Genomic DNA, 12,563 nt, shown 5'->3' with positions numbered 1-12,563 from the left:
AAAGACATGAATCGAGAATCTGTTGAACGCATTGTAGAAGCCGTTGGCGGAAAAGAAAATATCTCTGCTGCAACGCACTGTGTAACGCGCCTTCGACTTGTTTTAAAAGATGAAGGTAAAGTCAATCAACGTATGCTAGATGAGCACGAATTAGTAAAAGGATCTTTTTCTACAAACGGCCAGTTTCAAGTTGTCATTGGTCAAGGCACGGTGGATAAAGTATATAAAGAAATGGTGGCGCTTACAGGTATAGGCGAGCTATCAAAAGAAGAAGTGAAAAACGAAGCGGCTAAAAACTTAAATCCGCTGCAGCGCGCAATAAAAACATTAGCTGACATTTTTATTCCTATTTTACCGGCCATCGTAACCGCGGGTTTATTGATGGGAATCAATAATGTACTAACAGGAGCCGGAATTTTTTACGATGATAAATCAATCGTAGATGTTCATACACAGTGGAAAGACTTCGCAAGCATGATTAATTTAATTGCGAATACGGCTTTTGCCTTTTTGCCAGCTCTTATTGGGTGGTCAGCTGTTACGCGTTTTGGAGGAAGTCCTTTATTTGGAATTGTCCTTGGGCTCATGCTTGTACATCCTGACTTGCTAAATGCTTGGTCTTACGGAGAAGCATTAAAAAAAGGAAGTATCGATACGTGGAATTTATTTGGCCTGCATGTTGAGAAAGTAGGCTATCAAGGACAGGTTTTACCCGTATTAGTCGCTTCATTCGTCTTGGCAAAAATCGAATTATTCTTACGAAAACGCATACCGGATGGATTTCAACTTTTGATTGTAGCACCTGTAGCTCTTTTAGTAACAGGGTTTCTCGCTTTTATTGTAATTGGTCCAATTACATTTGCAATAGGAAATGTTATTACAGATGCAGTTGTATGGCTGTTTAAAACGGCTCCATTTATTGGAGGGCTTGTATATGGAGGTTTATACGCTCCTCTTGTTATTACAGGGATGCACCATACATTTTTGGCCGTAGATTTACAGCTGATTGGAAGCGTAGGGAGTACGTTCTTATGGCCAATGGTAGCATTATCGAATATTGCACAGGGCTCTGCGGCTTTCGCGATAATGGTTCTTTCAAAAGATGATGAGAAATTAAAAGGATTATCTTTAACGTCAGGGGTTTCAGCGTGGCTTGGCATTACGGAACCTGCAATGTTTGGTGTGAATTTGCGTTTTAGATTTGCTTTTATTTCTGCAGTGATTGGTTCAGCTATTGCCGGTGTTGTCATATCTGTAGCCGGAGTGAAAGCAGCGTCGGTGGGAATCGGTGGTATCCCTGCTCCATTATCAATTGTTCCACAGAGCTGGCCGCCTTTTATTATTGGAATGATAATCGTAATTGTTGTGCCGTTTCTTTTAACGTTAACGCTTGGAAAGCTTCAGAAAAGATCAACCGTTACATCAACTGTCGCGGGTACAGACTCGTTTCAACATAATTCTAAGAATTAAATGGTGGTGTTAAAAATGCAAGAACCTTGGTGGAAAAAATCGGTTGTTTATCAAATTTATCCAAAAAGTTTTTATGATACGACTGGAAACGGCGTGGGTGATATAGCTGGCATTATTGAAAAGCTAGATTATTTGAAAAAGCTCGGGGTAGATGTTCTTTGGCTAACGCCAATTTATAAATCACCACAGCGGGATAATGGATACGATATAAGTGATTATTTTGTTATTCAAGAAGAATACGGAACAATGGAGGACTTTGATCGTTTAATAACAGAAGCGCATAAGCGGGATCTTAAAATTATCATGGATATTGTCGTTAATCATACATCAACTGAACATGAATGGTTTCAAGAAGCTAAAAAATCGAAAGATAACCCGTACCGAGATTTTTATATTTGGAAAGATCAAAAAGAAGATGGAAGTGCTCCGACGAATTGGGTTTCAAAATTTGGGGGATCCGCGTGGGAGCATGATAACCTCACAGAACAATCGTATCTGCATTTGTTTGATGTTACGCAAGCGGATTTGAACTGGGAAAACGAGCGTGTGCGCCGCAGCGTGTATGATATGATGACGTTTTGGTTTGAAAAAGGAGTAGATGGATTTCGTCTGGACGTTATTAATTTAATTTCAAAAGATCAGCGTTTTTTAGATGATGACGGTTCCGTTGCACCAGGAGATGGCCGGAAATTCTACACCGACGGTCCTCGCGTGCACGAATATATGCGGGAAATGAATCAAGAAGTTTTTTCAAAATATGATAGTATGACCGTTGGAGAAATGTCGTCCACAACCGTTGACCACTGTATTCAGTACTCTCATCCGGACCGACGCGAGCTTAGTATGACGTTTAATTTTCATCATTTGAAAGTCGATTACCCGAATGGAGAAAAGTGGGCCCTAGCAGATTTTGATTTTATTAAATTAAAAGAGATTCTATCAACTTGGCAAACGGAAATGAATAAAGGTGGGGGATGGAATGCATTATTTTGGTGCAACCATGATCAGCCTCGCGTTGTTTCACGCTATGGAGACGACGAACTCTATCATAATAAATCTGCTAAAATGCTCGCTACAACGATTCATTTGATGCAGGGAACGCCTTATATCTATCAAGGCGAAGAAATAGGTATGACAAACCCGAAGTTTTCCTCTATTGATGAATATAGAGATGTGGAGTCATTAAATGTGTATGAAATAAAACGTGCACAAGGAATGGACGAAAATGAAATTTTGGAAATTTTAAAACATAAATCAAGAGATAATTCCCGTACACCGGTGCAATGGAACGATAAGCCGAATGCAGGTTTTACAAAAGGAAAGCCATGGATTCATCCGGCCGATAACTACCGTAAAATTAATGTAGAAAAAGCGTTAGAGGATAAAGATTCAATCTTTTATTTTTATCAAAAGCTTATTGCACTGCGCAAGCAGTACGAGATTATCACCTATGGAAACTATGAATTGATTCTTGGAGAAGACGAGCAGATTTTCGCTTATATCCGAAATGGAGCAGATGAAAAGCTGCTCGTGATAAACAATTTCTACGGCAGCGAAACAGCCTTTGAACTGCCAGAAAATCTAACTTTTGAAGGATATCATAGTGAAATATTGCTGTCTAACTACGAAGATTCACCAAAGGAATTCAAGCGAGTCTTACTTCGGCCGTATGAATCAATCGTGTATCATTTAAAAAAATAGAGAAAAAGTGAAAAGAACGATGGGTGACAATCTATCGTTCTTTTTATACAATTGGGTATATATAGAAAATAAAATAGGTGATGGCAATTGAAAGAAAATAAATTTATCAGCATTTACGAACAGTTAGTCGATAAAATTAAACGCGGTGACTGGCGTCCTAATACAAAACTTCCTTCTGAAAATGAGCTTGTTGAACAGTATCAAACGTCTCGTGAAACGATACGGAAAGCGTTAAATTTACTCTCGCAAAATGGGTACATTCAAAAAATGAAAGGAAAAGGTTCTTTTGTATTAGACGTATCACGCTTTGATTTTCCAGTATCAGGACTTGTTAGCTTCAAAGAAGTCGCGGAAAAGCTAGGACATACGTCGACTACTATTGTAAAAGAGTTTGAATTAATCAAGGCTGATCAAGATTTGTGCACACAGCTTGGCGCAACGAAAAAAGATCTCATATGGAAAGTAGTTCGAGCACGTGAAATCGATGGAGAAAAAATTATTTTAGATAAAGATTTTTTTCATAAAAAATATGTTCCTCACCTCACAAAAGACATATGCAAAGGCTCTATTTATGAATACTTAGAAAAAGATCTTGGGCTGAAAATCAGCTTTGCTAAAAAAGAAATTTCCGTTGACGAGCTGACGGACGAAGATAAATGTTACTTAGATTTGAAAGATTATGAACATATTGTGGTAGTAAGAAACTATGTGTATCTAGAAGATGCAAGCCTTTTTCAGTATACGGAATCACGTCATCGTCTTGATAAGTTTCGTTTTGTGGATTTTGCTCGCAGAGGTATATAATGGTTCACTGCCCATGAGTTTTTCCTTTTTGTAGATGTTTACAAAAAACTGCTTTGGTATAAAAAACAAAGCAGTTTTCTTATGGGGAAAACTGAAAAAACGTGATCCTTTTGACGATAAAATTCTAAAAAGGTTGAATTTTTATTTAGAGTTTGTTTTAGTAGAACATAAGATTATTTTATATTTGTATAATGTTATTCATACGGTATACAGATTTATTGATCTTTTTTTTATTAGATATATAAGAAAATGTTATTTGAAAATGATAACTTCATTAGTAATTCTAATAAAACTGTCTAACTACAGCATTAAAGGGAGCTGCTCAAACAATACTAAGTAAAAAGGAGGAGACGGAATGAGTAACGATTATCGACTTTATCCTCTTGGTGATAGCGGCATTGTCGTTTCATTTGGAGACGAAATTAATTTCGGTATACATAAACGTATTCAGCAATTTACTGAAGTGCTAGAGCAATCATTATGTAAGGGAATGATTGAATATGTGCCGGCTTTTACGACGGTTACAATCTATTATGATCCTTGGATAATGAGTGAAAAAGGAAGAAGAAATCCTTACACAGCAATATCTACATATATTGAAGAACTGCTTTTCCACCAGGAAGAAAAATCTGAAGCGGTCGCTAGACAAATTGACATTCCGGTGTGTTACGGAGGAAAGTACGGCCCGGACTTAGAGAGAGTAGCTGCTTTTCATTCATTAACGCCTGATGAAGTTATCTCCATTCATACAAACGGAGAATATTTGGTGTATATGATAGGCTTTGCTCCTGGTTTTCCTTATTTAGGAGGGATGAGTGAAAAAATTGCGACTCCAAGGAAAGAATCACCGAGAAACAGCATCCCAAAAGGGTCAGTTGGCATCGCAGGAATGCAAACCGGCGTGTACCCAATTGAAACACCTGGAGGATGGCAGTTAATCGGGCGTACTCCTCTTACACTATTTAACCCAGAAAAAGGCTCGCCAAGCTTACTTCAAGCAGGTGATCGTATCCGATTTGTTTCCATTTCTGAAACGGAATATGAAGCACAAAAGGAGGTGGATGAAGATGAGTATTAAAGTGATGCGTCCTGGTTTATTAACAACGATTCAAGATATCGGCAGACATGGATATCAAAAGGACGGCATGATTGTCAGCGGGGCAATGGACAAAGTTGCTTTAAGGATTGCCAACTTATTAGTAGGAAATCAAGAAAATCAGCCGGTTATTGAAATTACGTTAATGGGACCAAAAATTGAATTTCAGCAAGATGCTTTAATTGCCCTGACAGGAGGGAATTTATCGCCAACTGTTAATGATGAAGCCGTAAAGATGTGGCGGCCTTTATATGTGAAAAAAGGGAGCGTGCTGCAGTTTGGTGTTCCGACTTTAGGTTGCCGTTCTTATTTATCGGTTTCCGGTGCCTTTAACGTTCCTGCAGTTATGGGAAGTACATCTACTTCGCTTCGCGCTCGGATAGGAGGGCTACACGGTAAAGCATTACAGTCAGGAGACGAAGTATTAAGCCATCCTCCTACAGAAATAGGGGAAGCAATTATAAAGAAACTGGTGAAAAAGCAAACGGACCGCTCTTTTCAGCAGGCTTTTTGGACCATTCATCCTAAACTTCTTCCTTCATACGAGACGCCTATTATCCGCACAATGAAAGGTGCGGAATTTGATTGGTTTACGAAAGAAAGTCAACAACATTTCTTTAATCAAGAATTTGACGTTACGCCGCAATCTGACCGAATGGGCTATAGGCTAAAAGGGAAGAAACTAGTCCTTCAGCAGGAAAAGGAACTGCTTTCTAGCGCTGTGACGTTTGGTACAATTCAAGTACCAAAAGAAGGACAGCCCATTGTTTTATTAGCAGATCATCAAACGACAGGAGGATACCCTAGAATCGGGCAGGTAGCAACTGCCGATTTTTCGGCGCTGGCACAAGTTTCTCCAGGGCAAAAGGTTTCTTTTCAATTCGTTTCACTGGATGAAGCGCAGCATTTATATATGGAGCAGGAAAAGAAAATCAATCATATTAAAAGAGCACTTCGAATGAAAATATAAGGGGGAAGAAAATGGCTACCGTTGATTTGAACTGTGACTTAGGGGAGAGCTTTGGGAACTATAGCTTAGGAAATGATAAAGAAATTTTACGCTATGTAACGTCAGCAAACATTGCCTGTGGCTTTCATGCCGGAGATCCTTCTGTTATGAGAGAAACAGTAAAGCTGGCTTTGAGTGAAAATGTGGCGATCGGCGCGCACCCCGGATTGCAAGATTTAGCTGGATTTGGACGTAGATATATGAAAATTACGCCTCGAGAAGCTTATGATTTGATGGTGTATCAAATGGGGGCTCTTTCAGCTTTTATACGTGCAGAAGGAGGGGCCCTTCATCATGTGAAACCTCATGGCGCTTTATATAATATGGCTGCAGGGGATCGAGATATAGCTAAAGCTATTGCTGAAGCTGTTTATAATGTTAGTGAGGAAGCTATTCTATATGGTCTTGCTGGAAGTGAATCGATTAAAGCTGGAAACGAAATCGGCTTGCTTACGTCTCAGGAAGTATTTGCAGATCGAACCTATCAACAGAACGGCATGCTGACGCCGAGAAACGTTGAAAACGCCGTGATTCAAGATGAGGAAGCAGCTATTTCTCAAGTAATTAAAATGGTCAAAGAAAAGAAAGTATTCACTGTGCAAAATGAAGAGATGCCGATTCAGGCAGATACCGTCTGTATTCATGGAGACGGTGCACATGCTGTTGAATTTGCCAAAGCTATTTGTGACAAGCTAAAAGAAGAACAAATCATTATTCAACCACAATGAGGTGACATCATGAAAAAAGAACGCAACTGGAGCGTGCTCCTCGGAGCAGCATTTTTAATGGCTACTTCAGCAGTGGGTCCAGGTTTTTTAACTCAAACAACTGTCTTTACACAAGCTCTCGCCGCAAGTTTTGGTTTTGTCATTTTACTGTCGATTTTATTAGACATTGGCGTTCAGCTAAACGTATGGCGTATTATTGCCGTCTCAGAAAAAAGAGCACAGGATATTGCTAACAGTGTTTTCCCAGGTCTCGGTTTATTTATTGCTATTTTAATTGTAATCGGAGGCTTAGCATTTAATATTGGAAATGTAGGAGGAGCGGGTCTTGGCTTCAATGCGCTATTTGGTATTTCTCCTAAAGTTGGTGCAGTCATTACAGCCATTGTTTCTATTGCCATCTTTTTAGTCAAAGAAGCCGGAAAATTAATGGATCGTTTTGCTCAATTAATGGGCGGAATATTAATTATTTTAATGGTGTATGTTGCGGTTTCTTCCGCTCCGCCAGTAGGAGAAGCGGTATCTAAAACATTTTGGCCGGATCACATTGACGTAATGGCGATTGTTACTCTTGTAGGAGGAACGGTAGGAGGATATATTACATTTGCAGGAGGTCACCGTTTATTAGATGCAGGAATCAAAGGAAAAGCCGCGATTCCGGAAGTAACAAGAGGAGCAGTATCCGGCATTACGATCGCTTCGATCATTCGAATTTTTCTATTTTTGGCGACATTAGGTGTGTTGAGTCAAGGGTTAAAACTGAATCCCGATAATCCACCAGCCTCTGTTTTTCAGTTAGCCGCAGGGGATATTGGCTATAAATTATTCGGTGTCGTCATGGCAGCAGCGGCTATCACTTCAGTTATTGGTTCGGCATATACATCGGTTTCCTTTATTAAATCCTTCAGCAAAAAGATTGAGAAATATGAAAACTGGATTATCATTGCATTTATTACGATTTCAACCCTGGTTTTCTTAACTATTGGTCAGCCGGTCACGCTGCTCATTTTAGCTGGAGCATTAAATGGGTTAATCTTACCTATTACACTCGGTACAATGCTTATAGCGGCGTATAAAAAGAAGATAGTAGGGGATTACAAGCATCCGACTTGGCTTACCGTTTTTGGCAGTTTTGTGGTCGTTATTATGGCTGTGCTAGGAGTCTATACGCTTGTGACTCAAATGGCAAAACTGTGGTAAGAAATTCTATAACCAATTAAAAAAGGGCCTTCTGGCCCTTTTTTAATTGGTTATAGGCAATACATATAAAATGATTGCTAAAAAGTGAAGTACGGTTCCGCCAAGAACAAACATATGCCAAATCATATGGTGAAAACGAAATCCTCGCCATACGTAAAAAACGGCTCCGATTGTATACAACACCCCTCCAACTACAAGAAGGACAATTCCTTGATGGGCAATGTTTTGAGTTAACGAATCCCACGCAAACACAATCATCCATCCCATAAATACGTAAAGAATGGTGGAAATAAAAAGGAATTTCTTCACAAAAAAAGCTTTGAATACAATTCCTGCAAGAGCGATGCCCCATACAATTCCAAAAAGTGTCCAGCCGGTGGTTCCTTTTACTGCGATAAATAAAAATGGAGTGTACGTACCGGCAATAAACAAATAAATAGAAGAGTGGTCAAATATCTCAAAAAGATCTTTTACCTTACCTTCCGGAAAGCTATGGACAAGCGTAGAGGAGACATAGAGAAGCAGCATGGTTACTCCGTAAATAGTAAAACTGATAACATGCCAAGGCGTTCCTTCTAACGAAGAAAGTACGATTAAAAGCGTTAATCCCACAATGCTGAGTACGGCTCCAACGCCGTGTGTAATCGCATTTGCAATTTCTTCTCCTCTTGTAAATGTGTGTGTAGTAGCCATTTACAAAATCCTTTCTTTACACAAATTTATCTTCTATTTTCTCAGAGGATCAGTTTTGAACATACCTGCTGAGAAAAAATCCGTAACGGTCAAAAACATGAGTGAAAAGTTCATTGGTTATTTCTTTATTATAGACCATTCTTTTGATTTTATCTATTTTGACTGGAGGTTCGAAAAGAGGAAAGATATATATGTGAATGTTCACTAGCTGTAAAAAGCATGTATAGAAGAAAAAAATGCTTTTTGAAAAAATGGCAGAAAAGTTGTCATGAAGGCATGATTTTGAAATACATATAAAATAAAACTTTTAACAGTCAAGGTTACGATTACTGCTTAGCTCATTTGCAATAGATAAGTAACAAGATTGTAAGAAGGCAGGGGGATGGAAGCAGTGAAAAAAGAAGTTATTTTTGATGAAACAGGCACATACAAATATTCTCTATTATGCAAATGGAGTGAAGTAAACGAACGTAAACTTACGTTTATCTTGTCCTTTCCAGAAAATACGTATGAATACAGCGATGATACAGCTGTATCCAAATGCATAGAACTGGCGCAAAAGTGGGGATTTGGAGTTTTAGAAATCGTTTATTTATTCAGCTATCAAACCGATCATGTTTCGTTTTTACGCATGCTTTCAAAAGAAGAAGCTGTTGGAACAAGAACAGGTGAATATATTCAAAAGGCTGTGGAAGATGCTGAACTAGTTGTGGTAGCTTGGGGTGATCATGGAAGCATTTATAACCGGCAAGAGGAAGTAGAACGCTTTTTGAAACACAAGCCGGTATACTGTTTTGGAAAAACGAAGCAGCAATTTCCTCGCCATATTTTATCCGTCGTGCACCGTACAGAATTACAGAAATACGAAGTGACGGCCAATCGTGAAGAGTCAGAAGAAGTTTCTTCGTTTATTGAAGACATAGATCAAAGTTTTGGTGGAGAGGATTATTCTCCAATTAAACAACTAACAGAAGAAGAACCGCTTATGTTTATTGAAGACATTGCCAGTATGTATCGATAAAAAGGAAAAGCGAGGTTTATATTCCTCGCTTTTTCGTTAGTATAAAACACCAAGTTTTGTCATATGGTTGTATCAAGAAGCGTGTGTGAAGGGGGAACTTTATGAAGTTGAATGAAGTACTGCACCGCATCACAACTATTTACAATGAGTTAGAAGAAGAGTGCTTTCAATATATAGGGACTGTGATCAATGAAAATGCAGAGCTGGATATTTCTCGTCTAGAAGAATTAAGTACGCTGTTAAACTTCGTATATGAATGCTCGCAGGATGTATTAGTAGGTTCTATTTTAACAAAATTGGATTATGGACAACCCATTTATCAATTTGCTATGTTAAAGCCTATTTCCCTTGAAGGAAATGAAGATAAGTTAGATATTTTATATGAAGAAAAGGTAAAAGTAGAAAGAGCGATTCTAGATGTGTATACAGCTCAGCGAAAGAAGTTATTGACTCAAGCAGCCGAAGACTTAAAAGAACTGCACTACGAGCTGCAAACCTACGTGTATGCTTTCAACATATAAGTGAATCTGTTGAAATGGCAAGGTATATATACAAATAAAAGGGAACATGTTAGGATAAATAAAAAGAACTCCTAATCAAAGAGTTCTTTTTATTGTAAAATATATGATTTTGAACTAGTCAAGCATAAAGACGGTGGTAATGGCAGTTACCCTTTTCTTTGTGCTTTTTTTATCCGATTGTGTTGATGATGCTGCTTACTGCGTTAAAAAAGTTCATAAGTACCTCGTTTAGCATGTAATATGCCTCCTCTCTTACTCAATATGTACAATCAAATTATCCAATTGTGTTAATGATGCTGCTTACCGCGTTAAATAAGTTCATTAAAACGTCGTTGAACATGTTTGCAACCTCCTTTATGATAGATTCATATAGTAATACGAGAAAACATAAAGTTTAGATCACATTTTTTTAATATTTTTTTAGAAAAATAGTTAAAAAAAGAGTTTAATGGAGGTTGAAAAAGATGAATTCGTTTACAAACGACGAAAAGCAAGCGGTATACAAAACGATTTACGGAAGAAGAGATGTACGCACATTTTTGTCTGATGAGATTCCGAATGAAACGGTTTATAACATTCTACAGGCTGCTCACAGCGGACCTTCCGTCGGGTTTATGCAGCCTTGGAATTTTATATTAGTATCTGATACAGAAGTGAAAAATAAACTTGCCTGGGCAGCAGATAAAGAGAGAAGAGCACTGGCTATTCATTATGAAGGTGAAAAGAAAGAAGATTTTTTAGAGCTAAAGATTCAAGGATTAAAAGAAGCGCCGTTAACTATTTGCGTAACGTGTGATCCAACAAGAGGGGGCTCTCATGTTCTCGGAAGAAACTCAATTCCAGAAACTGATATGATGTCAACTGCGTGTGCGATTCAAAATATGTGGCTTGCTTCATATGCAGAAGGACTGGCAATGGGATGGGTAAGTTTTTATAAAAAAAATGATGTACGTGACATTTTACATATTCCTCCTCATATTGATCCTGTAGCGCTCATGTCAATTGGCTATACAGATAAATACCCTGAGAAACCAATCTTAGAACAAGCTAACTGGGAAAAAAGAAGGGATTTAGACAAGCTAATTTATCATAATGTATGGGAAACTGAAAAAGAATAGCGGAGAGAAAATAAAGACATACTAAAAAGCGCCGAAATATAGTAAAATTTGAATATTAAATGATACACTATATATAGCGAAAGCGGATATGAGCGTCTAGCGTATCCGTTTTATTTATATGTATACAAATGACTTGGGAAAAAGAGAGATAGGAGAATTGAAGGTTTCATGAATATTGCAAGAAGTTGGCTTCACAACAAACTTACTGTTCGCATCATTACGCTTATTATTATTACAGTTTTACTTGTCAGCATTAGAAGTATGCTTCAGCTGCTGTTATTTACGTTTATTTTTACCTTTTTAATTGGTCGTCTTCAACAAACGTTAAGAAGAAAGCTTCCGCTTAATTCAACGCTTATACTCATCGTCATCTATATCGCACTGATTGGTGCTCTTGGTATTGTAGGATATGTATATATCCCGGTTATTATGACGCAAGTTACTGAGCTTGTACAGAAGCTGATGTATTTTTACAAGCACCCCCCTGATAATACATTCGTCACCTATATTATCGATAATCTAAAGAGATTTAAATCACCAGAAAATATTCAGCAGAATATTGATTTAGTATACAGCTATTTATCTAATATTGGAAAAGTAAGTGCACAAGTTTTCTTAGCACTCTTGTTAAGCCTATTCTTTTTACTTGAAAAGTCGCGGATTCACCGATTATTTGTCCAACTGGAACAATCTAGGCTGGGCTGGTTTTTCAAAGAAGCTGGCTATTTGGGGAGAAAATTTGTTAATTCCTTCGGCAAGGTAATAGAAGTTCAGTTTATTATCGCTTTTGTGAACAGCATTTTATCCGTTATTGCACTGTGGGTGTTAGGGTTTCCTAATTTGCTTGCGCTTGGTGTTATGGTCTTTCTACTAGGGCTAGTGCCGGTTCTTGGGGTATTTGTTTCACTCATTCCGCTTTGTACAATCGCTTACAGTTTAGGAGGCGGTGTAAAAGTACTATCTGTGTTAATTATGGTGGTAGTACTTCACGCACTTGAAAGCTATGTATTAAATCCAAAGCTTATGTCATCTAAAACAAACTTGCCAACATTCATTACGTTTATCATTTTAGTATTTGGTGAACATTTCTTGGGCGTATGGGGGCTGATTCTTGGTATTCCTATTTTTATTTTCTTTTTAGATCTCGTAGGAGTAGATTCAGCACAGCAGCTGTCAAAAAAAGAAGAGACTGGGACAAAATGATT

12 protein-coding genes are annotated in these 12,563 nt (G+C 38.1%); 11 read left to right on the top strand and 1 reads right to left on the bottom strand.

The window, feature by feature from the left end; all coding sequences use genetic code 11:
• The first annotated feature begins 6 nt into the window (after positions 1-6).
• The 7 genes from treP (at position 7) to ACRPLY_RS16755 (ending at position 8,005) form a co-directional block, all read left to right on the top strand.
• Positions 7-1,470: a PTS system trehalose-specific EIIBC component gene (gene treP / locus ACRPLY_RS16785; RefSeq protein WP_328153186.1), complete on the top strand. Its 1,464-nt coding sequence runs from the start codon at positions 7-9 to the stop codon at positions 1,468-1,470.
• A gap of 15 nt (positions 1,471-1,485) precedes the next feature.
• Positions 1,486-3,171: an alpha,alpha-phosphotrehalase gene (treC, locus tag ACRPLY_RS16780; RefSeq protein WP_063248249.1), complete on the top strand. Its 1,686-nt coding sequence runs from the start codon at positions 1,486-1,488 to the stop codon at positions 3,169-3,171.
• An 87-nt stretch (positions 3,172-3,258) separates the two neighbouring features.
• Positions 3,259-3,975 (top strand): trehalose operon repressor, encoded by a 717-nt coding sequence (treR, locus tag ACRPLY_RS16775; RefSeq protein ID WP_028412210.1) that lies wholly within the window; start codon positions 3,259-3,261, stop codon positions 3,973-3,975.
• A gap of 355 nt (positions 3,976-4,330) precedes the next feature.
• Positions 4,331-5,053: a 5-oxoprolinase subunit PxpB gene (gene pxpB, locus ACRPLY_RS16770; protein ID WP_108674416.1), complete on the top strand. Its 723-nt coding sequence runs from the start codon at positions 4,331-4,333 to the stop codon at positions 5,051-5,053.
• On the top strand, positions 5,043-6,041 hold the full coding sequence (locus ACRPLY_RS16765) for a biotin-dependent carboxyltransferase family protein (protein ID WP_108674417.1): 999 nt from the start codon (positions 5,043-5,045) through the stop codon (positions 6,039-6,041). Before pxpB ends, ACRPLY_RS16765 begins: the two co-directional genes overlap by 11 nt.
• Positions 6,042-6,052: 11 nt before the next feature.
• The gene (locus tag ACRPLY_RS16760; protein WP_432232046.1) at positions 6,053-6,808 is read left to right on the top strand and encodes a LamB/YcsF family protein; all 756 of its coding nucleotides are present in this window, start codon (positions 6,053-6,055) and stop codon (positions 6,806-6,808) included.
• Between the two features lie 9 nt (positions 6,809-6,817).
• Positions 6,818-8,005 carry an NRAMP family divalent metal transporter gene (locus ACRPLY_RS16755; protein ID WP_098999769.1) on the top strand — a complete coding sequence of 396 codons (1,188 nt, stop codon included), beginning with the start codon at positions 6,818-6,820 and terminating at the stop codon, positions 8,003-8,005.
• A 42-nt stretch (positions 8,006-8,047) separates the two neighbouring features.
• Here the strand turns inward: ACRPLY_RS16755 and trhA are convergent, their stop codons facing one another.
• Positions 8,048-8,698, bottom strand: a complete 651-nt coding sequence (gene trhA / locus ACRPLY_RS16750; protein WP_013055671.1) for a PAQR family membrane homeostasis protein TrhA — start codon at positions 8,696-8,698, stop codon at positions 8,048-8,050.
• Between the two features lie 382 nt (positions 8,699-9,080).
• Here trhA and ACRPLY_RS16745 point away from each other — a divergent pair, with 382 nt between their 5' ends.
• From ACRPLY_RS16745 to ACRPLY_RS16730, 4 genes are all read left to right on the top strand, one after another.
• Positions 9,081-9,719 carry a DUF1643 domain-containing protein gene (locus tag ACRPLY_RS16745; protein WP_432232045.1) on the top strand — a complete coding sequence of 213 codons (639 nt, stop codon included), beginning with the start codon at positions 9,081-9,083 and terminating at the stop codon, positions 9,717-9,719.
• Between the two features lie 101 nt (positions 9,720-9,820).
• Positions 9,821-10,240 carry a hypothetical protein gene (locus ACRPLY_RS16740; RefSeq protein WP_432232044.1) on the top strand — a complete coding sequence of 140 codons (420 nt, stop codon included), beginning with the start codon at positions 9,821-9,823 and terminating at the stop codon, positions 10,238-10,240.
• A 464-nt stretch (positions 10,241-10,704) separates the two neighbouring features.
• On the top strand, positions 10,705-11,358 hold the full coding sequence (gene bluB, locus ACRPLY_RS16735; RefSeq protein ID WP_432232043.1) for a 5,6-dimethylbenzimidazole synthase: 654 nt from the start codon (positions 10,705-10,707) through the stop codon (positions 11,356-11,358).
• A gap of 168 nt (positions 11,359-11,526) precedes the next feature.
• Positions 11,527-12,561 carry an AI-2E family transporter gene (locus ACRPLY_RS16730; RefSeq protein WP_028412216.1) on the top strand — a complete coding sequence of 345 codons (1,035 nt, stop codon included), beginning with the start codon at positions 11,527-11,529 and terminating at the stop codon, positions 12,559-12,561.
• Positions 12,562-12,563: the final 2 nt, after the last annotated feature.

Source organism: Priestia sp. TGN 0903, from assembly GCF_050846855.1.
Lineage (GTDB): Bacteria > Bacillota > Bacilli > Bacillales > Bacillaceae_H > Priestia > Priestia zanthoxyli.
The sequence above is the reverse complement of the archived record's forward strand: the minus strand, read 5'-3'. Positions and strand labels throughout refer to the sequence as shown.

Coding starts and splice junctions, on each gene's coding strand:
- ACRPLY_RS16760 (WP_432232046.1), top strand. CDS start 6,053: ATGGCTACCGTTGATTTGAACTGTGACTTAGGGGAGAGCTTTGGGAAC.
- ACRPLY_RS16740 (WP_432232044.1), top strand. CDS start 9,821: ATGAAGTTGAATGAAGTACTGCACCGCATCACAACTATTTACAATGAG.
- ACRPLY_RS16755 (WP_098999769.1), top strand. CDS start 6,818: ATGAAAAAAGAACGCAACTGGAGCGTGCTCCTCGGAGCAGCATTTTTA.
- ACRPLY_RS16730 (WP_028412216.1), top strand. CDS start 11,527: ATGAATATTGCAAGAAGTTGGCTTCACAACAAACTTACTGTTCGCATC.
- bluB (WP_432232043.1), top strand. CDS start 10,705: ATGAATTCGTTTACAAACGACGAAAAGCAAGCGGTATACAAAACGATT.
- treP (WP_328153186.1), top strand. CDS start 7: ATGAATCGAGAATCTGTTGAACGCATTGTAGAAGCCGTTGGCGGAAAA.
- treC (WP_063248249.1), top strand. CDS start 1,486: ATGCAAGAACCTTGGTGGAAAAAATCGGTTGTTTATCAAATTTATCCA.
- ACRPLY_RS16765 (WP_108674417.1), top strand. CDS start 5,043: ATGAGTATTAAAGTGATGCGTCCTGGTTTATTAACAACGATTCAAGAT.
- ACRPLY_RS16745 (WP_432232045.1), top strand. CDS start 9,081: ATGGAAGCAGTGAAAAAAGAAGTTATTTTTGATGAAACAGGCACATAC.
- pxpB (WP_108674416.1), top strand. CDS start 4,331: ATGAGTAACGATTATCGACTTTATCCTCTTGGTGATAGCGGCATTGTC.
- trhA (WP_013055671.1), bottom strand. CDS start 8,698: ATGGCTACTACACACACATTTACAAGAGGAGAAGAAATTGCAAATGCG.